The organism is Streptomyces sp. NPDC044704, assembly GCF_056433525.1.
The window spans coordinates 243613-268258 of record NZ_JBWKGY010000009.1 but is presented as its reverse complement, the minus strand read 5'-3'; the positions used below and the strand labels follow the sequence as shown (position 1 = coordinate 268258).

Sequence of the window (24646 nt, the reverse complement as noted above, 5' to 3'; positions counted from 1 at the left end):
GGGGCCGCGAGGGGGCCGTGTGCCCGGTCGGGCGACCCCCGGCCCCTCGCCTCTTCGCTGACGGAACCTTTGAGGCTTGAGTTCCCCCCTGCCCTCCTTCGGGGGCTTCCCGGCAGTCTTTGGCATTTCGTTTCGGGCCGGTCGGTCAAGGGTGGCCGAAGGCCATCGCGAAGCGACGCGAACGAAGTGAGCGCCCTTGAGGGACCGGACCGAAACGGAAGGACAGTGGACTGACGGGCAGCCCCCGACACACACCCGACCCCACCGAGTGGGTACCGCCCAACCCCCGACCCCGACCAGCCCCCCACCCCCACCAGCCCCGCACCCCTGCCCCGCCCGCCTGTGCCGTCGTACGCTGAGATGATGAGAACTCCGCGTCAGGCAGCCAGGATTGTCGTGCTCTCCCCCAGCGGGTCGGTGTTCCTGTTCCGGGAGAACAACAGCGAAGTCGGCATCCACTGGCTGCCGCCGGGCGGCGGGATCGATCCCGGTGAGACCCCCGAGGAGTGCGTGCGGCGCGAGCTGCGCGAGGAGACCGGGTGGACCGACCTGGAGCCCGAGCGGCTGCTGTGCACGTGGGAGCACGACTTCACCCACCAGGGCGTGCCGGTCCGTCAGCACGAGCACATCTACGTCACCACCGGCCCCGCGCGCGAACCCAGGCTCGAAGCCCCCGGCATCCACTGGCAGTGGGTCTCCCCGGAGCGGCTGGCCACGCTCGGCGAACCGCTCTGGCCGCCGCGCCTGCCGGACCTGCTCTCCGGCCGCCCGGCGGAGCCGGTGCACCTGGGATTGCTGGCGTAGGCGGGCGGGCCGGGCCGCACGGGCCGGCCCGGGGAGGTTCAGCGCTTCGCGGTGGCCTTCGCGTAGAGCTGGGCCGCGTAGTCGCCGAGGACCGTGCTCGTGGAGACGTCGTCGGTGTCGCCGCCCGTCAGAATGCCGATGATCTTGCCGTCGCGGCCGATCCAGGCGCTGCCGCTCGTGCCGCCCGGGAAGTCGGCGCAGTCGAAGCGCTGTTCCGTCGGGCTGAGCCGGACGGAGAGGGACGTGCAGGTGCGGGGGACCTTGCGGTCGGCGGGGTAGCCCGTCACCGTGACCTCCTCGCCGGCGCGGCCGGAGGTGTCCAGGGGGGCTGCGCCGGTGACGTCCTCGATCGTGCGGCCCTTGTCGTCGGGGGCGAGGCGGGCGAAGGCGAGGTCGTAGTCGTCGTCCGTGTCCTCGGCCCAGCGGTCGTCCTCGAAGACCTGCTCGATCTTCCACGTGCCGTACGGGGCAACGCCGTTCGCGTACGCGGGTGCGAAGACGGCGCCGCCCGCGCTGTCGCGCTGCACCCCGGCGAGCAGGCAGTGGCCGGCGGTGACGATGAGGTTCTTGCCGGGGCTCTGGACGACCGTCGCGGTGCAGAAGTGGTCGCCGTCGAGGCCGCCGGTGAAGAGGGCGCCGGTGAAGGCGGCGGGCCCGCCGGGCTTGGGCGTCACGGGAGTCGGCGGCGGGGTCGACAGCTGCGGTTTCGACGCTTGCGATCGCGACGGGCCGGTGGGAGCGGACGAGGGTGCGGCGGCCTTGGCCCGTGCGGGCGCGGCCGCTTCGGGTGGCGGCGCCAGCTCGGCCACCGCCGCGGAGGCGCCCAGCGCCGCCGCGGCACACAGAACCGCCGTGATGACGGACCGCTTGTCCACCGCCATGATCCCTCCCCGCTTTGCCCCGGCGAAGCATGCCTCGTGGGCGGGGCGGGGTGCAAGATCCGGATCCGTAGGGTGGCTCGATTCACGCCGGTCCGCCGTTCCGGCGGGGCCCGCCCGCCGGTGACGGCGGCACTGACCAGCACTTCCGGCTCCCCCGCGCCGCGCACGCCCGGCACCCGGCCCGGCACCCCCGCCCCGCACCCCGCCCCGCACCCCGCCCCGATGGAGCGGCCCGCCGCCGCGGGCCCCGCCGCACCCGGCCCCGGCAAGGTCCGGAAGGGGCGGGGCCTAAGCCCCCGGCCCCGCCCACAGCCCGTCCGGGGTCAGCCCGAGCAGGTCGATGGCGTTGCCGCGCACGATGCGGTCCACGACGTCCGGGGCGAGGTGGCCCATCTGGGCCTCGCCGACCTCGCGGGACTTCGGCCAGGTGGAGTCCGAGTGGGGGTAGTCGGTCTCGTAGAGGACGTTCCCGGCTCCGATGGAGTCCAGGTTCCTCAGGCCGAACGCGTCGTCGAAGAAGCAGCCGAAGACGTGTTCGGCGAACAGTTCGGACGGCGGGCGCAGCACCTTGTCGGCGATGCCGCCCCAGCCGCGGTTCTCCTCCCAGACCACGTCGGCGCGTTCCAGGATGTAGGGGATCCAGCCGATCTGGCCTTCGGCGTACATGATCCTGAGGTTGGGGAAGCGTTCGAACTTGCCGCTCATCAGCCAGTCGACCATCGAGAAGCAGCAGTTGGCGAAGGTGATGGTGGAGCCGACGGCCGGCGGGGCGTCCGCCGAGGTGGACGGCATGCGCGAGGAGGAGCCGATGTGCATGGCGATGACCGTGCCGGTCTCGTTGCACGCCTCCAGGAAAGGGTCCCAGTCGTCGGTGTGGATCGACGGGAGGCCCAGGTGCGGGGGGATCTCGGAGAAGGCGACGGCGCGGACGCCGCGGGCCGCGTTGCGGCGGACTTCGACGGCGGCGAGGCGGGCGTCCCACAGGGGGATGAGGGTGAGGGGGATGAGGCGGCCGCGGGCGTCGGGGCCGCACCACTCCTCCACCATCCAGTCGTTGTAGGCCCGTACGCCGAGGAGTCCCAGCTCGCGGTCCTTGGCCTCGGTGAAGGTCTGGCCGCAGAAGCGGGGGAAGGTCGGGAAGCACAGCGCCGACTGGACGTGGTTGACGTCCATGTCCGCGAGGCGTTCGGGAACCGAGAAGGACCCGGGGCGCATCTGCTCGTAGGTGATGACTTCCAGTTTGATCTCGTCACGGTCGTACCCGACGGCGGTGTCGAGCCGGGTGAGCGGCCGGTGCAGGTCCTCGTACACCCACCAGTCGCCTATCGGGCCGTCGTCGCCGGGGGCTCCCATGACGGGGGCGAACTTGCCGCCGAGGAAGGTCATTTCCTTGAGGGGGGCGCGGACGATCCGGGGGCCGGTGTCGCGGTACCTGGACGGGAGCCTGTCCCGCCAGACGTGCGGGGGCTCCACCGTGTGGTCGTCCACCGAGATGATCTTCGGGAAGGTCTCCATGCCTCCCACCGTAGCGCTGATCTGACGAACCGTCAGCTAGTTGGAAGCGGATCGGTCCCTGGCGGACTGACGTGTACGCGCGAGACAGGGCAGACTGGCCCTCAAACCGACGGAAGGCAGGGGGGACGACAGATGGACGGCATACCGGCCATCCCGCACCAGCGGAACCACCCCGAGGCAGCCCGGACGGCCTCCACCCCGGCCGGAACCCCCGCACCCACCACCCCCGCGCCCCCACCGGTACCCATGCCCTCACCCGCATCCCCACCCTCACCCGCGCCCCCGTCCGCGCCCGCCGCGCGCCCCGAAACCGCCCCCGCCCCCGCCCCCGGCGGCAACCGGTTCGCCGTACTCGGCCCCGTCCGGGCCTGGCGCGGCGGCGAGGCCCTGCCCTCCGGCAGCCCCCAGCAGCGCGCCCTGCTCACCGCACTGCTGCTGCGCGACGGCCGCACCGCGACCGCGCCCGAGCTGATCGACGCGATCTGGGGCGAGGACCCCCCGCAGCAGGCCCTCGCCACCATCCGTACGTACGCCTCCCGCCTGCGCAAGGTCCTCGACCCCGGGCTGCTCGTCACCGACGCCGGCGGCTACGCGATCCGCCTGCGCCACCCCGAGGCCCTCGACCTGTGCGTCGCCCGCGCCCTGGCCGCCGACGCCGACCGGGCCCGCTGCGCCGGCGACCGCGCCCTCGCCCGGACCCTGCTCGCCCGGGCCCTGGACCTGTGGGACGGCGAACCCCTCGCCGGGGTCCCTGGCCCGCACGCCGACACCGAACGGACCCGGCTCGCCGAATGGCGCCTCCAGCTGCTGGAGACCCGCCTCGACCTGGACCTGGAGGTCGGACACCACGCCGAGGCCGTCTCCGAGCTCACCGCCCTCACCGCCGCCCACCCGCTGCGGGAGCGGCTGCGCGAACTGCTGATGCTGGCCCTCTACCGCAGCGGACGGCAGGCCGAGGCCCTGGCCGTGTACGCCGACACCCGCCGGCTCCTCGCCGACGAACTCGGCGTCGACCCCCGCCCCGAGCTCTCCGACCTCCAGCAGCGGATCCTGCGCGCCGACACCGAGCTCGCCCGCGCCGAGGACCCGGCACCGGCCGCCGCGCCCGTCCCCGTCAGGCCCGCCCAATTGCCCGCCACCGTGCCGGACTTCACCGGCCGGACCCCCTTCGTCAGCGAGCTCGGCGACATCCTGGCCGGGGCCGGGGGCCGGGTCATGGCCGTGTCCGCGCTGGCCGGAATAGGCGGCGTCGGCAAGACCACCCTCGCCGTGCACGTCGCCCACGCCGCCCGGCCCCACTTCCCCGACGGGCAGCTCTACATCGACCTCCAGGGCACCGAGCCCCGCCCCGCCGAGCCCGAAGCCGTCCTCGGCTCCTTCCTGCGCGCGCTCGGCACCCCCGACAGCTCCATCCCCGACTCCCCCGCCGACCGGGCCGCGCTCTACCGCTCCCTCCTCGACGGCCGCCGCGTCCTCGTGCTGCTCGACAACGCCCGCGACGCCGCCCAGGTCCGCCCCCTGCTGCCGGGCACCGGGGGCTGCGCCGCCCTCGTCACCAGCCGGGTCCGGATGTCGGGCCTCGCCGGGGCCCATCTCGTCGACCTCGACGTGATGAGCCCCGATGAGGCCCTACAGCTGTTCACCCGGATCGTCGGCGCCGAACGCGTGGGCGCCGAACGCAAGGCCGCCCTCGACGTCGTCTGCGCCTGCGGCTTCCTGCCGCTCGCCATCCGCATCGCCGCCTCCCGGCTCGCCGCCCGCCGCACCTGGACCGTCTCCGTCCTCGCCGCCAAACTCGCCGACGAACGCCGCCGCCTCGACGAGCTCCAGGCCGGCGACCTCGCCGTCAAGGCCACCTTCGAGCTGGGCTACGGCCAGCTGGAGCCAGCCCAGCAGCGCGCCTTCCGCCTCCTCGGCCTCGCCGACGGCCCCGACATCTCCCTGCGCGCCGCGGCCGCCGTCCTCGACCTGCCCGAGCACGACACCGAGGACCTCCTGGAGGCCTTAGTGGACTGCTCCCTGCTCGAATCCGCCGCGCCCGGCCGCTACCGCTTCCACGATCTCGTACGCCTCTACGCCCGGGCGTGCGCCGACCGCGACGAACAGCCGCCCGGCGGCCGCGACGCCGCCCTCGACCGGCTCCTCGACTTCTACCTCGCCACCGCCTCCCGGGTGTACGCGCTGGAGCGCCCCGGTGACCGGCTCCCCGCCCACCTCTCCGCGACCCGCCACCCCGGCCTCGTCCTGACCGAGCCCCGGGCCGCCCTGGACTGGCTGTTCGCCGAGGCCGACCCGCTGCTGGCCTGCGTCCGGCAGGCCGCCGTACGGTCCGCCGCGCTCACCGACGACGGGCGCACCGACGCCCTGCGCCGGGCCGTGGACCTGCTGTGGGCGGCCAAGGACCTCGCCGAGTCCGGCGCCAACTCCAAGCAGTACGAGTCGTCCGCCCTGACCCTGCGCGAGGCCGCCCGGGCCGCGAAGGACCCGCGGGCCGAGGGCCGCGCCCGCACCACCCTCACCATGGTCCACCTGGTCGCGGGCCGGTTCACCGAGGCCGACGACGAGGCCCGCCAGGCCATGGACCTGGCCCGCGAGGCCGAGGACCCGCTGCCGAGCTGCTGGGCTCCCAACGACCGCGGGATCATCGCGCTCTACCAGGGGCGGCACACCGACGGCGAGCGCTACCTGCTGGAGGCCATCGAGAACTTCCGCGCCGACGGGAACCTCATCGGCGAGGCCAGCGCCCTGTGCAACCTCTCCCGCATCCACGTCGAACTGGGCCGCCTGCCCAGCGCCATCGACCTCGCCGAGCGGGGCATCGCGGTCTACGACCGGATGGGCCTGACCCTGCGCCTGGCCAACGGCCGCTACGCGCTGGGCATCGCGCTCACCCAGGCGGGACGGCTGGCCGAGGCGCTGGCGCAGCTGGGCGAGGCGCTGTCCCTGTTCCACGACAACCGGCAGCCGCTGTGGGAGGGCGTGACGCACTTCCGGCTCGCCGAGGCGCACCTGGCCGCGGCTCGGCCCACCCTGGCCGCCAAGCACGCCGAGCAGGCGATCGCGCTGCGCGGGATCGGCGGGGAGTGGCGGCGGGCGACGGTGCTGACCGTGCTGGGCAAGGCGCTGCGGTCCCTGGGCCAGGCGGACCGGGCGCGGGCGTGCTGGCGGGACGCGGAGACCGTGTTCGCCCAGCTGGGTTCCGCCGAACTGGCCGAAGTACGGACGTTGCTGGCGTCCGAGATCGCCGCCTGAACGGCGCTGAGCGGGGCCTTCGTCCGGATGGACGGCGCGTTCATCGTTCGTTTATCGCCGCGCGGCACGATAGGTGCATCGACCCGGAGCGTCGGGGGGCACCCGGGTCGACGTTGGAGGACCACCCGTTCGGCGGCCACGGGGGAATCGCCGAACGGGCCCGACCCACCATCAGGAGACCCGATGACGACGAACGAGAACACGTCGCCGCTCGAAGGTGACATCAGACCGCTCGACAACCACGCGTCCGGCACCGAGATCAAGCCGCCGGTTCCGCCGGTGGAACCGCCGGCCGACCCGGCGCAGGCCGGGCAGACCGCGGGCGAGGACATCGTGACGCTGGACAACCACGCGTCCGGCCCGCGCCCGTAGCCCGACCGCACGACCGCACGACGGCACGACAGCACGACGTACGGGGGAACGTACGTACGGGGGACAGCACGGGGAGCGTACGGGGGAAACGTACGGGGGCTCCCCACGGGGGAACGGCGGCCGCGGTGGCCAGGAGGGGGACCACCGCGGCCGCCGCACGCCCACGTCCGGACAGCGGGGACGGATACCAGGGGCCGGATGGCAGGGGCCGGACAGCGGGGCCGGACAGCGGGGCCGGACGCGGGGGCCGGACACTAGGCTGGGGGCGTGTTCACCTCACAGGGCCCGAGCCTGGGCGAGCTGGCCGTCCAGGCCCTCTCCTCCGTCGAGCGCGGCTACGACCTCCTCGCGCCCAAGTTCGACCACACCCCCTTCCGCACGCCCGACCGGATGCTCGACGCCGTCGAGGAGGCCCTGGCCCAGCACGAGGGCTCCTTCGGCTCCGGGCTGGACGTCTGCTGCGGCACCGGCGCCGGCCTGCCGATGCTGCGCCGCCTCTGCCGGGACCGGGTCACCGGCGTGGACCTCAGCGCGGGCATGCTGGCCGAGGCCGCGCGGGAACACCCCGACGGGGTGGACCTCGTACGGGCCGACGCGCTGGCGCTCCCGCCGTCCCTGACCGGCTCCTACGACCTGGCGGTCAGCTTCGGCGCGTTCGGGCACTTCCTCCCCTCCGAGCGGCCCGCCCTCTTCTCCGGCGTGCACCGCGCCCTGCGCCCCGGCGGTGTCTTCGCCTTCCCGGTCGGCGCCCCGGTCCCGCCCACGTCACCGGTGTGGTGGGCGGTCGCGGGCTTCGACGCGGCGATGCGCGTGCGCAATGCCGTGTGGCGGCCGCCGTTCGTCATGTACTACCGCACGTTCCCGCTCGGCCCGGTCCGCGCGGACCTGACGGCCGCCGGGTTCACGGTCGGGACGGTCCCGCTGGAGCACTTCGGGCGGCGGCCCGACGGCAGCCCGCGCTGGCGCCTGGTCCTGGCCCGGCGGGCCGCCGCCTGATCACCAGATCCGGTCGAAGGTGAGCCGGACCCGCTCCTGGTCGGTGACGTCGCTGCCGCTGCGCAGCCGCGCCCGGTCGTTGTCGGACAGGGCCCGCCCGTAGATCCGTACGTCGTCCAGTGCGCCCGCGTAGAAGGCCTTCTGGTCGGGCTGCGTGCCGAGGTGGATGGTGAAGGCGCCGGTGGGCCGGAAGTCGAGCCGGCCGGGGGGCTGTTCGGTGACCGCGGGGTCGCCGCCGTCGACGGTGAGCTGGAGGCGGCCGCCCTCGCGCTGGAACACCACGTGGTGCCAGGCGTCGTCGTCCACGGGGCGCCGGGAGGCGACGGTGACGGGTCCGGTCCCGCCGTCGAGGGTGCCTTCGAGGCGGCCGGTCGCCGGGTCGGTCTCGATGCGGAACTGTTTGGTGCCGGATCCCTGGCCGTAGCCCCAGACGAGCGGCTGCCGGGCGCCGCTCTCGCGGTCCTGGCCGCGGGTCTTGTACTTCACCCAGGCGGCCACGGCGAAGTCCCCCTCACCGAGGCGTAGTTCGTCGGGGCAGTCGATGAGGCGCAGGAAGTCGTCCTTGCCGTCGAAGCGCATGGTCTTGCCGCCGTCGGGCCGGTTGCCGAGCCGGGGGGCGCCGTGGACGACGGCGTGGTTGCGGTGGGGGGTGGCGTCGGTGGTGCGGCGCGGCGTGAGGTCTTCGGTGGCGGCGGCCAGGGCTTCGGGGGTGAAGGAGGTGAACTTGACGTAGCCGTGCGGGGTGCCGTTGGCGGTCTCGTAGAGCATGCCGATCCGGCCGTCCGGCAGGACGGACATGTCGGAGTAGCCGGCCCGTTCGCGCAGGACGACGGCTCCGCCGGCGGACCAGGTGCGGCCCTGGTCCGTGGAGGTGCGTACGGCGAGGGTCCAGCGGTCGGAGAACTCGGCGCCGGGCCGGCTGGGCGCGGAGAGCAGGAGGGGGCCGCCGGGGAGCTGGAGGAGCGAGCCGGAGGCGGGCGGGGCGGTGAGTCCGGTGACGGGGGTGAAGCCGGGTGCGGGGAAGCCGGGTGCGGCGGCGTCGTCGACGAGCGCGGCCACGCGGTGGTCGGGGGTGCCGCAGGTGGCGGTGGAGCGGGCGTTGACGTAGATCCGGCCGTCGGGGAGCTGGGTGAGGGCGGGCTCGTTGGGGGCGGGCGTGCCTTCAGGGGCTCCCCAGCGTGCGCCCGGCTGCCAGGTGAGGCCGCCGTCGTCGCTGTAGAGGAGCTGGGCGCCGGATTCGTTCGACTCGGTGCGGTAGTCGGCGCTGACGACCATGCGGCCGGGCTGGTCGGGGCGGGTCGGGGTGAGCTGGATGCCGTGGCCGGGGCCGACGGAGATCCACGCCCAGTCGGGGCCCTTGAGGTGGGGCTGCGGGTTGGGTTCGCCGCTCCAGGTGGCGCCGTCGTCGCCGCTGTGGGCCAGGCGCAGTTCGCGGGGGCCGCGGACGCGGTTGCCGGCGGCGTCGGGGGCCCAGGTGCTGTAGGCGTGGAGGAGGGAGATCCGGCCGGAGGCGGAGTCGACGACGGGGACGGGGTTTCCGTAGGCGCCGGGGTCTCCGGCGCCGCGGACGACCTCCATCGGGCCCCAGGTGCGGCCGTTGTCGGAGGAGCGCTTCATGACGAGGTCGATGTCGCCGATGTCGTCGCAGCCGGAGGTGCGGGCCTCGGCGATGGCGAGGAGCAGGCCGTCCTTGGTGGTGGTGAGGGTGGGGATGCGGTAGCAGTCGTAGCCCTCGGTGAAGGCGCTGAAGGGCGCGGAGAGGGCGGCGGTCAGACCGGGCCTGCGCTGCGCCGCGGGGCCGTCGTCGCCGTCCGCGCCGGGGGGCGCGCCGGGCAGGAGGACGGCGGCCGCGACGGCCAGTGCCGCGGCGGCGGCCGCCGCGGCACCGATCGCGACCCGGACCCGGGGCCCCCGGAGGAATCGGACGGCTGTTTGGTGCGAGCTCACCCGTGCAGGCTAACGCGGGTGGTGGCGGGGCCGGTCAGGCGTGCTGCCGGCGTGCCCTGAGTTCGGTCTTCAGGACCTTGCCGCCGGCGTTGCGCGGCAGCTCGGGGACGAACTCCACGGCCCTGGGAACCTTGTAGTTGGCCATCTCCCGGCGGGACCAGGCGATCAGGTCGTCGGCGGTGAGGGTGGAGCCGGGGCGGCGGACTGCGTAGGCCTTGCCGACTTCGCCGAGCCGGGCGTCGGGGACTCCGATGACGGCGACGTCGGCGATGTCCGGATGGAGGCCGAGGAGTTGCTCGATCTCGGCGGGGTAGGCGTTGAACCCGCCGACGATGAACATGTCCTTGATCCGGTCGGTGATGCGCAGGTTGCCGTCCGCGTCGAGGACCCCGACGTCGCCGGTGCGCAGCCAGCCTTCGGGGGTGATGGCGCGGCCGGTGCCCTCCGGGTCCTCGAAGTAGCCGCGCATGACGTGGTGGCCGCGTACCCACACCTCGCCGGCGGTGCCGGGCGGCTGGGGCGCGCCTTCGGGTCCGGCGATGCGGACCTCGGTGCCGGGGATGGCGCGGCCGGAGGTTTCGGAGACGACCTCGGGCCGGTCGCCGCGGCGGCACATGGTGACGATGCCGCTGGCCTCGGAGAGTCCGTAGGCGGTCAGGACGGTGGCGATGCGCAGTTCGGCGCGGAGCCGTTCGACGAGCTGGAGGGGGACGACGGCCGCGCCGGTGACGACCAGGCGCAGGGCGGACAGGTCGTGGTGGTCGCGCTGCGGGTGGTCGAGGAGCGACTGGTGGAGGGTGGGCGGTCCGGGGAGTACGGAGATCTTCTCGGCGGCGACGTTGGCGAGGACGGTGTCCACGTTGAAGACGGGCTGGGGGACCATCGTGGCGCCGCGCATCAGGCAGGCGATGATCCCGGCCTTGTAGCCGAAGGTGTGGAAGAAGGGGTTCACGATGAGGTAGCGGTCGCCCTCGCGGAGTCCGGCGAGCTCGCTCCACACGTCGTAGCAGCGCAGGGTCTGGGCATGGGTGATGACGGCGCCCTTGGGGCTGCCCGTGGTGCCCGAGGTGAAGATGATGTCGGAGGGGGCGTCGGGGCGCAGGGAGTCGGCGCGTTCGCGGACCCGGGCGGCGGGTACGGTGTCGCCGCCGGTGAGGAAGTCCTTCCAGGTGCGGAAGGACTCGGGGGCGTCCTCGGCGAGGACGACGACCTGTTCCAGGTGGGGCAGTCCGGGGAGCGGTCCGGTGCCGGGGCCTTCGGCTGCGGCGCGGCGCAGGGAGGCCACGTAGGAGGTGCCGAGGAAGGTGCCGGTGACGAACAGCAGGCGGGCGCGGCTGCGCTGGAGGACGTACGCCGCTTCCGCGCCCTTGAAGCGGGTGTTGAGGGGGACGAGGACCGCGCCGGCGGAGACGGCTCCGAGCGCGGAGACGATCCACTCCAGGGTGTTGGGTGCCCAGACGGCGACCCGGTCGCCGGGTTCGACGCCGGCGGCGAGGCAGGCGGCGGCGGCGCGTTCGACGCGTTCGCCGAGCTGCGCGTAGCTGACGCGGATCCGGCCGTCGACGACGGCCTCGTGGCCGGGGTACCGGGCGGCGGCGTCCCGTACGAGTCCGGCGACGCTGCCCCAGCGGAGGTCCCCGCGGCCGTACAGCGCGTCTCCCGGATCGTTCCCGGATCCGTCCGTGCCCCTGTGCTCGTGTCCGCCCTCGTCCATCGCGCGCCCTCCCTGCGATCCCCATAGCTGACTATCCGTCAGATTAGCTGTAGCCTTCGCGGCTGTCAGTACTGGCGCACCCCCCGGAGGTGGCGATGGCGGCAACGCTCAAGGACGCTACGGCAATCGTCGGCATCGGCCAGACCGCCTTTGCCAAACGACTGCCCGGCTCCGAGAAGGAACTGGCGTGCCGGGCCATATTGGCGGCACTGTCCGACGCCGGCATAGACCCCGGAGAGGTCGACGGGTTCGCCTCCTACACCATGGAGGAGACCGACGAGGTCGAGGTCGCCAAGGCCGTCGGCGCCGGCGACGTCACCTTCTTCTCCAAGGTCGGCTACGGCGGCGGCGGATCCTGCGCCACCGTCGGCCACCTCGCCGCCGCCGTCGCCACCGGCCAGGCCACCGTCGGCGTCGCCTGGCGCTCCCGCAAACGCGGCTCCGGCCCCCGCCCCTGGAAGAACACCGCCGTCCAGCTGCCCACCCCCGGCCAGTGGACCCGCCCCTTCGGACTGCTGCGCCCCGCCGACGAGATCGGCATGCTGGCCCGCCGCTACATGCACGAGTACGGGGCCACCCGCGACCACCTCTTCAACGTCGCCATGGCCTGCCGCAACCGGGCCAACGAGAACCCGGCCGCCATGATGTACGAGCGTCCGCTGACCCGGGAGATGTACATGACCTCCCGCATGATCAGCGACCCGCTGTGCCTCTTCGACAACTGCCTGGAGACCGACGGCGCCCTGGCCTGCGTGATCGTCTCCGCCGAACGGGCTCGGGACTGCCGCCAGAAACCCGTCTACGTCCACTCCGTCGCCCAGGGCCTGCCCGCCCAGCACCACGGGATGGTCAACTACTGGAACGACGACCCGCTGTCCGGGCCCGCGTGGACCGCCGCCCGACACCTGTGGAAGCAGGCCGACTTCGGCCCCCAGGACGTGGACGTCGCGCAGATCTACGACGCCTTCACCCCCCTCATCCCGCTCTCCCTGGAGGGCTACGGCTTCTGCGGACGCGGCGAGGGCGCCGCCTTCACCGAGGGCGGTGCCCTGGAGATGGGCGGCCGGCTGCCGATCAACACCGGCGGCGGCGGCCTCTCGGAGGCCTACGTGCACGGCTTCAACCTGATCAACGAGGGCGTCAAACAGCTGCGCGGCACCTCCACCGCCCAGGTGCCGGACGCCGCGACCTGCCTGGTGACGGCGGGCGAGGGTGTCCCCACGTCCGCGATCCTGCTGCGAGCCTGAGGAGCCGACCATGACCTCCACCAGCCCTGCCCCCACCAGCCCTGCCCCCGCCGGCCCCGGACCCGCCGACGCGCTCCTGCTGCCCGTTCCCGACGAGGACGGCGCCCCCTTCTGGGAGTACGCCGCCCGCGGCGAACTCCGCGTCCAGGCCTGCGCCGCCTGCGGCCGGCTGCGCTTCCCGCCCCGCCCCTGCTGCCCGCACTGCCGGTCGTTCGACAGCGAGTGGCGCCTGATGAGCGGGCGCGGCCGGATCTGGTCCTACGTACGGCCCCACCCGCCCCTGCTGCCCGCGTACGCCGCGCAGGCCCCGTACAACGTCATCCTCGTCGAACTCGCCGAGGAGCCGCTGATCCGGCTGGCCGGGAACCTGGTGACCACCCCCGACGCCCCGCTCGACTCCGTCGACCCGGCGCGGCTGCGCATCGGGGCCCGGGTGCAGGTGGTGTTCACCGAGACGGGCGGGATGGCCGTGCCGCGCTGGATCCTGGAGAAGCCGTGACGCCCCGGGTCGAGCGGGACGGGGACACCGGGGTCGTCGTGGTCACCCTCGACCGGGAGCACCGGCACAACGCCGTCGACCTGGAGACCGCGGCCGCGCTGACGGCGCTGTGGCGGGAGCTGCGCCACGACGGACGGGTGCGGGCGGTGGTGCTGACCGGTGCGGGCAGCGCCGCCTTCTGCACCGGTATCGACCGGTCGGCGCAGGTGCCGCAGCCGGCCTCCCCGTACTCGGTCGACGACCCGCTGATCGCGATCGGCCCGAAGACCTGCGACCTGTGGAAGCCGGTGATCGCCGCCGTCAACGGCATGGCCTGCGGCGGCGCGTTCTACCTGCTCGGCGAGTCGGAGTTCATCGTCTCCGCCACCACCGCCACCTTCTTCGACCCGCACACGACCTACGGGATGGTCAGCGCCTACGAGGCCGTCTACATGGCCCAGCGGATGCCCTTCGGGGAGGTCGCCCGGATGTCGCTGATGGGCACGGCGGAACGGCTCTCCGCGCGGCGCGCCCACGAGATCGGCCTGGTCTCGGAGCTCGCCGAGCCCGCGGAGCTGCTGGAGGCGGCCCTGCGTCCGGCGCGGACGCTGGCCGGTTTCCCGACGGAGGCCGTACAGGGCACCGTGCGGGCCCTGTGGTCCGCGAAGCGGGCCGCGCTCCAGCAGGCCCTGGACCAGGCCCCGGCGCTGATCGGCCTGGGCAACCTGCCGCCGGAGCGGCAGGCGGAACTGTTCGGCTCCCGGGCGCCGGGAGCGGAGTACCGCCTGCGCTGAGCGGCCGGGGTGGACGAAGGCGGACGGGGGCGGAGGGGGGCCGGAGGGGGCGGACGGGGGCGCCCGACGTATCGGCATTCGCCACCCCGCGGCCGGAACGCACCCTTCCGTTCTCTCTGCCACCAGCGAAGACTCCCCCTCAGCCGGTCCGCACGGGCCGAAACCGTGGTTGCATCCCGTGACCGAACCCGGCGGCCAGCCGCACCCCACCCGCGTCCCTTCGGTGAGCACCGACCCACCACGAGGAGCACGGCACCAGTGCGCACCATCGCCACCGAGATCAGCATCGACGCGACGCCCGAAGAGGTCTGGGCGACCCTGACCGACCTCCCCCGCTACTGCACATGGAACCCGTTCATCCGCCAGGCGGCGGGCGAGGTGGTCCCGGGCGGACGGCTGGACCTGACGATGTACTCGGAGTCCGGGAAGCCGACGGTCTTCCGCCCGACCGTCCTCGTGGTCAACCCGGCCGTCGAGTTCCGCTGGGTCGGCCGGTTCCTCGTCCGCGGCCTGTTCGACGGCGAGCACTACTTCCGGCTGGCCGAAGGCCCGAACCGCACCACGCGCCTGGAGCACGGCGAGCGGTTCAGCGGTCTGCTGGTCCCCTTCCTCGGCAAGGTGCTCGCGGGGACCTCCCGCAACTTCACGGCGATGAACGACGCCCTCCGCACCCGCGCCGAATCGGCCCGGACGAAGTCCTGACCCACCCCCCGAGACCCCCGGCCCCCGCCCGCCCCGTCCGGCGTGCGGGGGCCGGGCCCCCGGCGTAGCGTGCCGATCATGACGCCTCTCCCGGAAGGCCGGGCATGATCCGCAACGTACTCGGTTCACTGATGGGTCTGGCCGGCGCGGCAGCAGCCCTGTGGAGCCCCTTCCGCGCCTGGTACGACGGCCGGCAGGGCCGCGACTACCGCGTCGAGGAGCTGTTCTCCGGCTCGGGCATCACCGCCGACCGGGCCGCGCTGCTCGGCTCGCTCCTGCTGCCGTTCCTGTGCGCCGCCGTCCTCGTACTGGCCGCGGCGGTCCTGCGGTCGCGGCTGCTGATGGCGGTCGCCGGGATCCTGGTCCTCGGCTTCGCGGTGCTGTGGATGGTCCGCCAGGGCCAGGCCGTCGGCAGCCTGTCGGTCGGCGGTGACGGGCAGGGGCTCGGGGACGGCGTCGCGAACGCCTTCGGCGGCGGCGCGCTCATCCTGCTCGGCGCCCTCGTGATGCGTGGCCGGCCGCGCCGCGACCGGCGCCCGCTGCCCCGCGACACGGGCGGCCCCGACGCCCCCACGACCTGGGAGAACCGGCCCGTCACCCCGCAGACCGAACCCTGGCACCCGGACGAGCGCCCGGAGCCGCGCCCCGGCGAACGCCCGTAGGGCGCCCCGCAGGGCGGGTCGTCGCGTCCGGGTCATCGCGTCCGGGTCATCGCGTCCGGGTCATCGCGTCCGGCCCGTCCCGGAAACGGCGGCGGCCCCGGACCCCCCGGAGGGGGCGGGGCCGACCGGCACGGCGGGGATCAGGCGGCGACGACGCCCGAGGCCGCGATCTCGACCTTGGCCTTCGGGGCACCGGACTGCGAGCCCAGGGACTCGATCTGGTCGACGAGCTCCTTGCCCTCGACGACCTCGCCGAAGACGACGTGCTTGCCGTCGAGCCAGGAGGTGACGACGGTGGTGATGAAGAACTGCGAGCCGTTGGTGTTGCGGCCGGCGTTCGCCATCGACAGCAGGTACGGGCGGTCGTGCTTCAGGTCGAAGTTCTCGTCGGCGAACTTCTCGCCGAAGATGCTCTTGCCGCCGGTGCCGTTGTGGTTGGTGAAGTCACCACCCTGCAGCATGAACTGCGGGATGATCCGGTGGAAGCCCGAGCCGGCGTAGCCGAAGCCGTTCTGGCCGGTGGCCAGCTCGCGGAAGTTCCGCGCGGTCTCCGGAACGACCTTGTCGAACAGCTCGAAGACGATGCGGCCCGCGGGCTTGTCGTTGATGTTGATGTCGAAGTAAACGTTGCTCATGGGGTCCATCCTGTCACTCCCGGTGCCGTGGGGCAGCTGGAGGGGCCGCAGCCCCGCCGTCCGCGCAGGTCATCCGCCCGTACGGGTGCCCGTGCCCTTGGCGGCGTCCAGGGCGTAGACGCACCGGTCCTTGCTGCACGCGTACACCACGCCCGCCTCCGCGACCGGGGCGCCCGTGATCTCCCCGCCGGTGGCGAGCTTCCAGCGGAGCTGGCCGCCCGCCGCGTCCAGGGTGTACAGGCAGTGGTCCGCCGAACCGAAGTGCACCCGGCCGTCCGCGACCGCCGGCGAACCGGTGATCTCCCCGCCCGCCGCGAACCGCCACTTCGGGGTGCCGGTGACCGCGTCGAGCGTGTACAGGGCACTGCCCGCACCCAGGTGGACGTTGCCGTTGGCCACGATCACCGCGTCCCCCGAGGGCCGCGGCTCGGTGGCGATGCGCCAGCGGTCCTTGCCCGTGGCCGCGTCCAGGGCGTAGACCGTGCCCAGGTAGTCGGCGAGGTAGACGCCGCCGCCCGTGACCGCCGCGCCCGGGGCGAACGCCGGGGGCGCCAGGAACACCGCCGGAGCCTCGAAGTGCCAGCGGACCCGGCCCGAGGCCCGGTCCACCGACAGGACGCGGGTACCCGCGGCCACGTACACGTTGCCGTCCGCGGCCGGGGTGACACGGACCGGGACGTTGCCGCAGGAGGCCGCGTCCCCGACCGGGTACGACCAGGCCTCCTGACCGGAACGGGCGTCCAGCGCCCGCAGCCGGGCGTCCTGCCACACGTACACGGTGCCCTCGTGCAGGACGGGCGCCGCCTCCGGGGTCTCGAAGTCGCTCTGCGCCCCGGTCAGCTCCCACAGCTTCTGGCCGTTCGACGCCTCCCAGCCCTGGACGCCGCCCCCGCGCGTGGCGGTGATCACGGTGCCCCGGTCGGCGCGCAGCGCGTACACCCAGGCGTCGGTGGACAGCCGCCACCGCTCGGAGCCGTCGGTCGCGTCCAGCGCGTACAGGGAGGGCCCGTCGGAGGCGTGGATGCGCCCGTCGGACACCGCCATGGACCAGGCGACGTCCCGCGTCTTGAACTGGCGGCGGCCGCTGCCGACGTCCAGGGCGTGCACCTCGAACGACGTGACGTACAGCAGGGCGCCCGCGACGGTCGGGGTGCCCCAGACCTCGTTGGACATGCGGAAGCGCCACGGCCGCCAGCGGCCGCTGTCCGGCGACGGGCCCGGGCCCGGCACCGTCCCGACGGACGAAGGCGACGGACCGCCGACGGCGGACACCCCGGAGGGCGCCGGGGAACCCCCGGGCGGGCGGACCCAGCCGGTCGCCGAATGCCCCGCCGCGGGCCCGGCCGGAGCCGCTGCCGTCGCCCGCGGGCCGGGCCCGATCGGCACCGGCGACGCACCGAGCCGCACGGGCGCACCGGGCAGCGACGGCACCGGCGGCCGGTCCGGACGCGGCGGCGCGGCCTGCCCGGTCCGCGGGTCCACCCACGGGTCGGCGGCGCCGCGCGGACGGCGGTGCGTGGCCGCCCCGGACGCCGGCCCGGCGGCCGGACCGCGGGCCGGGACGACGGGCGCGGCCGGCGTACGGTGCCCCGCGCGCCGGGCCTCGATCATCGCGACGGCCCGCTCCGGCAGCCACGCCGAGGCCGTCCCGCTCTCGTCGCCGCCCTCGAAGAGGTGCGGTGCCAGCTGCGCCTGGAGGTCGGCCGGGGTCGGCCGCTGGGTGGCGTCCATCTGCATGCACGACTCGATCAGCGGCCGCAGTTCCTCCGGCAGCCCCTCCAGGTTGGGCCCCTCGCGCAGCAGCATGAACACCGTCTCGACCGGGTTGGCACCGTGGTACGGCGGGTGCCCGGTCGCGGCGAAGACGAGGGTCGAACCGAGCGAGAAGACGTCGCTGGCGCCCTTGACGCTGCGCGAGTCCTTCGCCTGCTCCGGCGACATGTACGCGGGCGTGCCGACGGCGACGTTCGTCATGGTCAGACGGGTGTTGGAGACCCCGCTCGCGATACCGAAGTCGATCACGCGGGGGCCGTCCTCGACGACGAGCACGTTCGACGGCTTCAAGTCGCGGTGGACCAGGCCGGCACCGTGGATCGACTGGAGCGCCTCCGCGATTCCGGCGGCGAGCCAGCGCACGGCCTGCGCGGGCATCGGCCCGCACTCGTTGACGATCTCCTCCAGGGAGGGCGCCGGAACGTACGCCGTGGCCAGCCACGGCACGGCGGCACGCGGATCGGCGTCGACGACGGCCGCGGTGTAGAAACCGGAGACCGCGCGCGCCGCCTCCACCTCGCGGGTGAACCGCACCCGGAAGAGCTGGTCCTCGGCGAGCTCGGTGCGCACCGTCTTGATCGCGACCCGCCGCCCGGACGCCGACCGCGCGAGATAGACCAGCCCCATGCCGCCGGCGCCGAGCCGTCCCAGCACCTCGAAGGGGCCGATCCGTCTCGGGTCGTGCTGCGTCAGCTGCTCCACCACTCGCCTCCACACCTCCCCGTACGGGTCCACGCCGGACCCGCTCATCCCACCAGAACGCACCGGCGCGCACCGGCCGGGCGGTCGGTACGCGTCAGCACGCGCGTCAGTACGCGCACCGGCACGGCGGTCTGCCCGTGCGGCGTCCCTCGCGGGACGGCGCCCCGCCCGCGGGCACCGGCCCGCCGGGGCGGCGTCCCACTCCGTGCAGCGTCTCACCCCGGGCAGCGCCAGGAGTCGCGCAAACCCGATTCTGTCAGGCCCGCGCCTGGTCCGGCCCCGGCTCCGCGTGGGCTTTCACACGTGGCTCCGACAGGAGGGCGAAGACGGCCCCCTGATTGTCGGCGACGACCGCGATCCGGCCGTACGGCGTGTCGAAGGGATCGGCGGTGACCCGCCCGCCGAGCCGCTGCACCGTCACGACGCTCTGGTCGCAGTCCGGGACGGCGAAGTAGACGAGGAAGTGCGCGGGCATGATCTCCGGGAAGGCGTCGGTGATCGGGCTGCGGCCCAGCACCGCGGTGTCGGTGCCGGCGACGCTGCCGGGCGGCGACCACACGCGGTACTCGACGCCGCTCGCGGGGTCGTCCTGGTCCTGCGGCACGTAGCCGAAGACGTGGGCGTAGAACACGTCCACGGAGTCCCGGGCCCGCGTGTACACCTCCGCCCAGCAGTACGTGTACGGCTCCTGCTGGGCGTCGAAGCCGTGGTGGGTGCCGGGCTGCCACAGGCCGAAGACGGCCCCGCCGGGGTCGGCGGCCATCGCAGCGGTCCCGTACGGGCCCACGGGCTGCGGATCCATGACCATCTGGCCGCCGGCGGCGCGGATGCGGGCGGCGCAGGCGTAGGCGTCGGAGGTGTACAGGTACACGCCCCAGACGGTGGGCATGCGGCCGTCGGGCTTGGGGGCGAGGGCCGCGACGTTGCGGCCGCGGCTGTAAGCCTGCGTGTAGTGGCCGTACGCGGCCCCCGCGTCGTCCCCGAAGGTCCACCCGAAGAGCTCACCGTAGAAGCGCTTGCCCGCCTCGACGTCGGGGAGCGAGGCGTCGACCCAGCAGGGCGAGCCTTCCGCGAATGCGGCCATGAGCCGGGTCCTTCCGTCGTGCGGGGCGTACGGGGTGTACGGGGTGTACGGGGTGCGCGGGCACTGGGTTTATGGTGGTCTGCGGCGTTTTCCGGTCTCGCGTGCCGGCTTCGCGTTCCGGCCTCGTGTTCCGGCCTCGTGGACATCGTGCGGATCGAGGCGGTTCACACCTCTCCGCAATGATCCGCCCGAAAAGTTGTCCACAGCCTGTTCATAAGACTATTCGGGGGATACGCCACGGTACGTGCGCGGTCACACCCCCGCCGGGGCCGGGCCGCCCCCGGCCGGAATCCGCCCCCGGAGCCCGCGCGGGGCCGCTCCCCCGCAGGCCCGGGGGGCCGTAGCCCCATTTGCAGGCGGCCGAATAGCGCGCCGATCCCCCCTCGGTAAGCTGACGGCATGACAGGACAAGTACGCACCGTCGACGGGCGTGTCGCCGGCCGGCGCGGCCAGGCGACGCGGCAGAAGCTGCTCGACTGCCTCAGCGAGATGCTCAGCTCCTCGCCGTACCGCGACGTCAAGGTGATCGACGTCGCGCGCAAGGCCGGCACCTCCCCCGCGACCTTCTACCAGTACTTCCCGGACGTCGAAGGCGCCGTCCTGGAGATCGCCGAGCAAATGGCCACCGAGGGCGCGCAGTTGACGGCGCTCGTCGAAGGCCGCAACTGGGTCGGCAAGGCCGGCTGGGCGGCCGCCGAGGAACTCGTCGAGGGCTTCCTGGAGTTCTGGCGGCGCAACGACGCGATCCTGCGGGTCGTCGACCTCGGCGCGGCCGAGGGCGACAAGCGGTTCTACAAGATCCGCATGAAGATCCTGAACTCCGTCACCAACTCCCTCACGGAGTCGATGAAGGAGCTCCAGGCCAAGGGCAAGGTCGACAAGGACCTCAGCCCGGCGGCGATGGCCGGCTCGCTGGTGGCGATGCTCGCCGCGGTCGCCTCGCACCAGAAGGGCTTCCAGACCTGGGGCGTCAAGCAGGCCGAGCTCAAGCCGAACCTGGCGCTGCTCGTCCACCTGGGCATCACCGGCAAGAAGCCCACCAAGTGACGGCGGACCCCTTCCCGGGGTCCGCCGGTCCCGTCCCGCCTGCTGCCGTCAGCGCCGTTCCAGGCGGAACAGCCTGATCTCCCGCTCGATGCGCGCCTGGTACGTCGCGTACGGCGGCCAGAACTTCAGTACCGCCTGCCACGCCTCCGCGCGCTCCGCCCCCTCCAGCAGCCGGGCCCGCACGGCGATGTCCCGCCCCTGCCAGCTCACGTCCGCGTCCGGATGCCTGAGCAGGTTCCCGGTCCAGGCCGGGTGGCCGGGGCGGCCGAAGTTGGATCCGATCAGCAGCCAGCTCGTACCTCCGTCCTCCGGCATGCACGCGAGCGGCGTGGTGCGCGGTTCGCCGCTCTTCGCGCCCTTCGCGGTGAGGATCACCCCGGGCAGCATCCGGGCACTGAGCAGCACCTTGCCCCGGGTCAGCCGGTGGACCGTCTTGTCCATCGCGGGGATGAAGTGCGGTGCGAGCTTGGCGAACAGCACGGTCGAGGAGACCTTCTGCATCAGCTTGACGCCGACGCCCTGGGCCACAGCCATCAGACGGCCGCCTTCACTGGTTCCGTAGGGGACTGCGCGGGGGGTGCGGCGGGTGTGGTGGGTGCGGGGGGTGTGACGGGTGCGGTGGGGCCGGTGGCTTCGGGGTCGGCGGCCGCGGGGTGCGGGGCGAACAGGCCGGAGCGGTGTGCGGCGTGTGCCCGCAGCCGGTGGACGGGGCCGAAGAGCAGTTCGTCGGCGGCCGCCCGCTTGAAGTAGAGGTGCGCCTCGTGCTCCCAGGTGAAGCCGATCCCACCGTGCAGCTGGATGGCCTCCCCCGACGTCACCCGCAGGGCCTCCAGCGCCTGGGCGAGGGCGAGGGGGCCCTGCTCCGGGTCCCAGGCGGCGTAGTAGGCGGCCGACCGGGCCGCCTGGAGGTGTACGTACAGGTCGGCGAGCCGGTGCTTGACGGCCTGGAAGGATCCGACGGCCCGGCCGAACTGTTCGCGCCGGCGGACGTGGTCCACCGTGCGGTCGAGGGCCCGGGCCGCCGCGCCGACCGCTTCGGCGGCCAGGACCGCGGCGGCCGTACGCCCTGTCGCGGCGAGGGCGGACAGGACGGCGGCGGCGGTTCCCCCGGCCGCGCCCTCGCCCTTCCCGTTGCCTCCGCCCATCCCGTTGCCCTCGCCGTGCCCGTTGCCTTCGGCGTGCCCGTTGCCTTCGGCGTGCCCGTTGCCTTCGCCGCGGCCGCCTTCGTCTTCGCCCAGGAGCTCGGCCGGTACGTCGCGCAGCTGGACGCGGCCCTGCGGGCGGGTCTCGTCGAGGGTGGCCTGCCGGGACCGTACGAGGCCGGGCGCGTCCTCCCGTACCAGGAACAGCAGGGTCCGGCCGCGGGCGAAGCCGCCGGTGTGCGCCGCGACGAGGAGCAGGCCCGCGCTGTGCCCGTCCAGTACCTGGGCGACTTCCCCGTACAGCCGCCACCCGCCGGCGGCACCGGCGTCGGCGCGGGCCTGCACCCCGCCGGCGCGACCGCCGCCGGCCCAGTCGCCGGGGGTGTTGTCGCCGGTCAGCGCGAGGGCCGTGGCCAGGGCGGGCCCGGGTACGGCGAGGGCGGCGCCCAGCTCGCCGGAGGCCAGCGCGGGCAGCAGCGCGGACCGCTGGGCGGCGGTGCCGAGGGCGGTGACCAGCGGGGCGACGAGTACGGCGGTGGCCAGCAGCGGCGAGGGCAGCAGGGCCCGCCCGGTCTCCTCGCAGGCCAGCGCCAGGTCGGCGGGGGTGCAGCCCACGCCCCCGTACTCCTCGGCGATGGCGATGCCCGGCAGGCCGAGCTGGTGGGCGAGCTGCTGCCACAGCTCGCGGTCGTGTCCGGCGGCGGTGCGGACGGCGGCCTTGACCTCGTCCGGGCCGCAGCGTTTGCCCAGGATCTCGCGCAGGGTGCGGCGCATCTCGTCCTGCTCCGCGGTGAAGGCGGCGTCCATCGTCGGGCTCCTCCCCGTATCTGACGGGTCGTCATGTTAGGGCGGCGGCGCCGAGATGCACAGGGGCGGGGGACGGGGGGTTCAGGGCAGGGAGACGGGGGCTGGGGGGCGGAGGGGGCGGGCCGCCCGCGGCGAGGGGTCAGCCACGGCCCCGCGCGCGGGCCACCACGGCGGCGGCGAGGAGGCCGCAGCCGGCGCAGGTCATGAGGGCGTAGCCGAGGACCTCGTGACCGTCGGGGATGACGTACCGCAGGAACCCCAGGAACCTGACGAACCCGAACCATTCGTGCAGCAGCCCGGAGACGCCCGCCACGAGCAGGACACCACCGAGCGCACCGAACCCGTTCCCGGGCCGGGCGTTCGCGGAGGGTGAGGAAGTCATCCCCCGACGGTAAGGGGGAGGGGTGCGGCCCGCATCGGCCTTCCGTCGCGGGGGGCAGCGACGAAAGAGAACAACGGGCGGGGCGTGGGGGTGGGGAGGGGGAGCAGGAGGGAGAGAGGGTGTCCCCCACTAGCGTCTGACGTACCGTCAGATATACCGTCGCCCCATGCCTGGACCGTCTGGACAGCCTCGCCCCCTCCCCTCCCCCACGCCCCGCCGCCGGGTCGCGGTCGTCGGCGTCGCCCTCTCCGACTGCGGCCGGGTCGACGGCCCGACCCCGTACGCCCTGCACGCCCAAGCCGCCCGCAGGGCCCTCGCCGACTCCGGCCTGGACCGCTCCGTCATCGACGGCTTCGCCTCGGCCGGCCTCGGCACCCTCGCACCGGTCGAGGTCGCCGAGTACCTCGGCCTGCGCCCCACCTGGGTCGACTCCACCTCCGTCGGCGGCTCCACCTGGGAGGTCATGGCCGCCCACGCCGCCGACGCCATCGCCGCCGGTCACGCGAACGCCGTACTCCTCGTCTACGGATCCACCGCCCGCGCCGACATCAAGGCCCGCCGCCGCACCTCGAACCTCTCCTTCGGAGCCCGGGGACCGCTCCAGTTCGAGGTCCCGTACGGGCACACGCTGATCTCCAAGTACGCCATGGCCGCCCGCCGCCACATGCACGAGTACGGGACGACCCTGGAACAGCTCGCCTCGGTGGCCGTGCAGGCCCGCGCGAACGCGGCGACCAACCCCGACGCGATGTTCCGCACCCCACTGACCGTCGACGAGGTCCTCGGCTCCGAGATGATCGCGGACCCCTTCACGAAGCTGCACTGCTGCATCCGCTCGGACGGCGGCTGCGCGGTGCTCCTGGCCGCGGAGGACTACGTACCGGACACGGCGAAGGCCCCGGTCTGGGTGCTGGGCGCGGGGACCTCCGTCTCGCACACCACGATGTCGGAGTGGGAGGACTTCACCGTCTCCCCCGCGGCCGTCTCCGGACGCATCGCCTTCGAACGCGCCGGGCTCACCCCGGCCGACGTGGACCTCGCCGAGATCTACGACGCATTCACCTACATGACCCTGGTGACCCTCGAAGACCTCGGGTTCTGCGCCAAGGGCGAGGGCGGGGCCTTCGTGGAGAAGGGCCGCCTGCTGCGGGAGGGGGAACTCCCGGTCAACACCGACGGCGGCGGCCTGTCGGCCTGCCACCCCGGGATGCGCGGACTGTTCCTGCTGGTCGAAGCCGTACGCCAACTCCGCGGCGAAGCCGGCCCGGGCCAGGTCACCAAACCCGGCAACCGCCTCCCGGAGGTAGCCCTCGCCTCGGGCACAGGAGGCTGGTTCTGCTCCTCGGGAACCCTGATCCTGGGGCGGGGGTAAGCCGGGGGTATGGGGCGGGGTCCCGCTGGTCCGCATCAGGGAGGGTTTGGCGGTTTCCCGTCAGTCTCATCGTCTCTCCGGGCTGGACCGGTCCCTCAAGGGCGCTCCCTGCGGTCGCGTCGCTACGCGATGGCCTACGGCCACCCTTGACCGACCGCCCCACCCCGGAAAGCCGAAGACAGCCGGGAACCCCCCAAAAGAACGGTCACGGGGACGGATAAACAGGAGCGGCCCCGTCAGCGATGAGCCGAGGGGCCGGGGGCCGGCCGACCGGGCACACGGCCCCCTCGCGCCCCCTTCCGGGACCACACCCACTCCCTACCCACCCGAAATGACGA

21 protein-coding genes are annotated in these 24646 nt (G+C 73.9%); 11 read left to right on the top strand and 10 right to left on the bottom strand.

The features are described from left to right. Positions 1–360: 360 nt before the first annotated feature. Positions 361–804 carry an NUDIX hydrolase gene (locus tag AC07B0_RS23470; protein WP_478898852.1) on the top strand — a complete coding sequence of 148 codons (444 nt, stop codon included), beginning with the start codon at positions 361–363 and terminating at the stop codon, positions 802–804. A gap of 38 nt (positions 805–842) precedes the next feature. Here AC07B0_RS23470 and AC07B0_RS23465 read toward each other — a convergent pair whose 3' ends face one another. Both AC07B0_RS23465 and AC07B0_RS23460 read right to left on the bottom strand, forming a co-directional pair. Then, complete coding sequence (locus AC07B0_RS23465) at positions 843–1685, bottom strand: trypsin-like serine peptidase (protein ID WP_356883094.1); 843 nt, start codon at positions 1683–1685, stop codon at positions 843–845. A 288-nt stretch (positions 1686–1973) separates the two neighbouring features. Continuing rightward, entirely contained in the window at positions 1974–3200 is a 1227-nt protein-coding gene (locus tag AC07B0_RS23460; protein ID WP_478898851.1) for an amidohydrolase family protein, read from the bottom strand. 132 nt (positions 3201–3332) lie between these two features. Between AC07B0_RS23460 and afsR the strand changes: the two genes are divergently transcribed. The 3 genes from afsR to AC07B0_RS23445 all read left to right on the top strand — a co-directional run bounded on the left by afsR (position 3333) and on the right by AC07B0_RS23445 (position 7820). Continuing rightward, positions 3333–6452 (top strand): SARP-family global regulator AfsR, encoded by a 3120-nt coding sequence (afsR, locus tag AC07B0_RS23455; RefSeq protein ID WP_356883098.1) that lies wholly within the window; start codon positions 3333–3335, stop codon positions 6450–6452. A gap of 183 nt (positions 6453–6635) precedes the next feature. Next, positions 6636–6824, top strand: coding sequence for a hypothetical protein (locus AC07B0_RS23450; protein WP_356883100.1), 189 nt, complete (start codon positions 6636–6638; stop codon positions 6822–6824). Positions 6825–7091: 267 nt separating this feature from the next. Next, on the top strand, positions 7092–7820 hold the full coding sequence (locus AC07B0_RS23445) for a class I SAM-dependent DNA methyltransferase (RefSeq protein WP_478898850.1): 729 nt from the start codon (positions 7092–7094) through the stop codon (positions 7818–7820). Here the strand turns inward: AC07B0_RS23445 and AC07B0_RS23440 are convergent, their stop codons facing one another. Together AC07B0_RS23440 and AC07B0_RS23435 are read right to left on the bottom strand one after the other, a co-directional pair. After that, complete coding sequence (locus tag AC07B0_RS23440) at positions 7821–9767, bottom strand: exo-alpha-sialidase (protein ID WP_478898849.1); 1947 nt, start codon at positions 9765–9767, stop codon at positions 7821–7823. Between the two features lie 34 nt (positions 9768–9801). Beyond that, complete coding sequence (locus tag AC07B0_RS23435) at positions 9802–11481, bottom strand: FadD3 family acyl-CoA ligase (protein WP_356883106.1); 1680 nt, start codon at positions 11479–11481, stop codon at positions 9802–9804. 95 nt (positions 11482–11576) lie between these two features. On the opposite strand from AC07B0_RS23435, the gene AC07B0_RS23430 reads away from it, so the two are divergent. The 5 genes from AC07B0_RS23430 to AC07B0_RS23410 all read left to right on the top strand — a co-directional run bounded on the left by AC07B0_RS23430 (position 11577) and on the right by AC07B0_RS23410 (position 15364). Beyond that, positions 11577–12728 carry a lipid-transfer protein gene (locus AC07B0_RS23430; protein ID WP_356883108.1) on the top strand — a complete coding sequence of 384 codons (1152 nt, stop codon included), beginning with the start codon at positions 11577–11579 and terminating at the stop codon, positions 12726–12728. Between the two features lie 10 nt (positions 12729–12738). After that, on the top strand, positions 12739–13227 hold the full coding sequence (locus AC07B0_RS23425) for a Zn-ribbon domain-containing OB-fold protein (protein ID WP_469380713.1): 489 nt from the start codon (positions 12739–12741) through the stop codon (positions 13225–13227). After that, positions 13224–14000, top strand: a complete 777-nt coding sequence (locus tag AC07B0_RS23420; RefSeq protein ID WP_356883112.1) for an enoyl-CoA hydratase/isomerase family protein — start codon at positions 13224–13226, stop codon at positions 13998–14000. Before AC07B0_RS23425 ends, AC07B0_RS23420 begins: the two co-directional genes overlap by 4 nt. A 258-nt stretch (positions 14001–14258) precedes the next feature. Next, positions 14259–14702 (top strand): SRPBCC family protein, encoded by a 444-nt coding sequence (locus AC07B0_RS23415; RefSeq protein ID WP_478898848.1) that lies wholly within the window; start codon positions 14259–14261, stop codon positions 14700–14702. Positions 14703–14806: 104 nt separating this feature from the next. Continuing rightward, the gene (locus AC07B0_RS23410) at positions 14807–15364 is read left to right on the top strand and encodes a hypothetical protein (RefSeq protein WP_356883116.1); all 558 of its coding nucleotides are present in this window, start codon (positions 14807–14809) and stop codon (positions 15362–15364) included. 140 nt (positions 15365–15504) lie between these two features. On the opposite strand, the gene AC07B0_RS23405 is transcribed toward AC07B0_RS23410, so the two are convergent. From AC07B0_RS23405 to AC07B0_RS23395, 3 genes are all read right to left on the bottom strand, one after another. Next, a complete protein-coding gene (locus AC07B0_RS23405; protein WP_356883118.1) occupies positions 15505–15999 on the bottom strand; it encodes a peptidylprolyl isomerase in 495 nt (164 codons plus the stop codon). A gap of 69 nt (positions 16000–16068) precedes the next feature. Beyond that, complete coding sequence (gene afsK, locus AC07B0_RS23400) at positions 16069–18477, bottom strand: protein serine/threonine kinase AfsK (RefSeq protein ID WP_478863616.1); 2409 nt, start codon at positions 18475–18477, stop codon at positions 16069–16071. Positions 18478–18730: 253 nt separating this feature from the next. Then, positions 18731–19558 carry a VOC family protein gene (locus tag AC07B0_RS23395; RefSeq protein WP_478898847.1) on the bottom strand — a complete coding sequence of 276 codons (828 nt, stop codon included), beginning with the start codon at positions 19556–19558 and terminating at the stop codon, positions 18731–18733. Positions 19559–19957: 399 nt separating this feature from the next. Here AC07B0_RS23395 and AC07B0_RS23390 point away from each other — a divergent pair, with 399 nt between their 5' ends. Beyond that, entirely contained in the window at positions 19958–20605 is a 648-nt protein-coding gene (locus AC07B0_RS23390) for a TetR family transcriptional regulator (protein ID WP_053681170.1), read from the top strand. 48 nt (positions 20606–20653) lie between these two features. On the opposite strand, the gene AC07B0_RS23385 is transcribed toward AC07B0_RS23390, so the two are convergent. The 3 genes from AC07B0_RS23385 to AC07B0_RS23375 all read right to left on the bottom strand — a co-directional run bounded on the left by AC07B0_RS23385 (position 20654) and on the right by AC07B0_RS23375 (position 22936). Continuing rightward, entirely contained in the window at positions 20654–21139 is a 486-nt protein-coding gene (locus tag AC07B0_RS23385; protein WP_356883124.1) for a nitroreductase family deazaflavin-dependent oxidoreductase, read from the bottom strand. Then, positions 21139–22554, bottom strand: coding sequence for an acyl-CoA dehydrogenase family protein (locus tag AC07B0_RS23380; RefSeq protein ID WP_478898846.1), 1416 nt, complete (start codon positions 22552–22554; stop codon positions 21139–21141). Before AC07B0_RS23380 ends, AC07B0_RS23385 begins: the two co-directional genes overlap by 1 nt. A 139-nt stretch (positions 22555–22693) precedes the next feature. Continuing rightward, positions 22694–22936 (bottom strand): hypothetical protein, encoded by a 243-nt coding sequence (locus AC07B0_RS23375; RefSeq protein WP_478898845.1) that lies wholly within the window; start codon positions 22934–22936, stop codon positions 22694–22696. Positions 22937–23102: 166 nt separating this feature from the next. Here AC07B0_RS23375 and AC07B0_RS23370 point away from each other — a divergent pair, with 166 nt between their 5' ends. Beyond that, complete coding sequence (locus AC07B0_RS23370; protein WP_467295025.1) at positions 23103–24308, top strand: thiolase C-terminal domain-containing protein; 1206 nt, start codon at positions 23103–23105, stop codon at positions 24306–24308. The last annotated feature ends 338 nt before the right edge of the window (positions 24309–24646 follow it).

Excerpts from the sequence above, each read along its gene's own strand:
- AC07B0_RS23390 (WP_053681170.1), top strand. The coding sequence starts at position 19,958 with ATGACAGGACAAGTACGCACCGTCGACGGGCGTGTCGCCGGCCGGCGC.
- AC07B0_RS23460 (WP_478898851.1), bottom strand. The coding sequence starts at position 3,200 with ATGGAGACCTTCCCGAAGATCATCTCGGTGGACGACCACACGGTGGAG.
- AC07B0_RS23395 (WP_478898847.1), bottom strand. The coding sequence starts at position 19,558 with ATGGCCGCATTCGCGGAAGGCTCGCCCTGCTGGGTCGACGCCTCGCTC.
- afsR (WP_356883098.1), top strand. The coding sequence starts at position 3,333 with ATGGACGGCATACCGGCCATCCCGCACCAGCGGAACCACCCCGAGGCA.
- AC07B0_RS23385 (WP_356883124.1), bottom strand. The coding sequence starts at position 21,139 with ATGGCTGTGGCCCAGGGCGTCGGCGTCAAGCTGATGCAGAAGGTCTCC.
- AC07B0_RS23470 (WP_478898852.1), top strand. The coding sequence starts at position 361 with ATGATGAGAACTCCGCGTCAGGCAGCCAGGATTGTCGTGCTCTCCCCC.
- AC07B0_RS23465 (WP_356883094.1), bottom strand. The coding sequence starts at position 1,685 with ATGGCGGTGGACAAGCGGTCCGTCATCACGGCGGTTCTGTGTGCCGCG.
- AC07B0_RS23435 (WP_356883106.1), bottom strand. The coding sequence starts at position 11,481 with ATGGACGAGGGCGGACACGAGCACAGGGGCACGGACGGATCCGGGAAC.
- AC07B0_RS23430 (WP_356883108.1), top strand. The coding sequence starts at position 11,577 with ATGGCGGCAACGCTCAAGGACGCTACGGCAATCGTCGGCATCGGCCAG.
- AC07B0_RS23425 (WP_469380713.1), top strand. The coding sequence starts at position 12,739 with ATGACCTCCACCAGCCCTGCCCCCACCAGCCCTGCCCCCGCCGGCCCC.
- AC07B0_RS23405 (WP_356883118.1), bottom strand. The coding sequence starts at position 15,999 with ATGAGCAACGTTTACTTCGACATCAACATCAACGACAAGCCCGCGGGC.
- AC07B0_RS23450 (WP_356883100.1), top strand. The coding sequence starts at position 6,636 with ATGACGACGAACGAGAACACGTCGCCGCTCGAAGGTGACATCAGACCG.
- AC07B0_RS23375 (WP_478898845.1), bottom strand. The coding sequence starts at position 22,936 with ATGACTTCCTCACCCTCCGCGAACGCCCGGCCCGGGAACGGGTTCGGT.
- AC07B0_RS23380 (WP_478898846.1), bottom strand. The coding sequence starts at position 22,554 with ATGGACGCCGCCTTCACCGCGGAGCAGGACGAGATGCGCCGCACCCTG.
- AC07B0_RS23410 (WP_356883116.1), top strand. The coding sequence starts at position 14,807 with ATGATCCGCAACGTACTCGGTTCACTGATGGGTCTGGCCGGCGCGGCA.
- AC07B0_RS23370 (WP_467295025.1), top strand. The coding sequence starts at position 23,103 with ATGCCTGGACCGTCTGGACAGCCTCGCCCCCTCCCCTCCCCCACGCCC.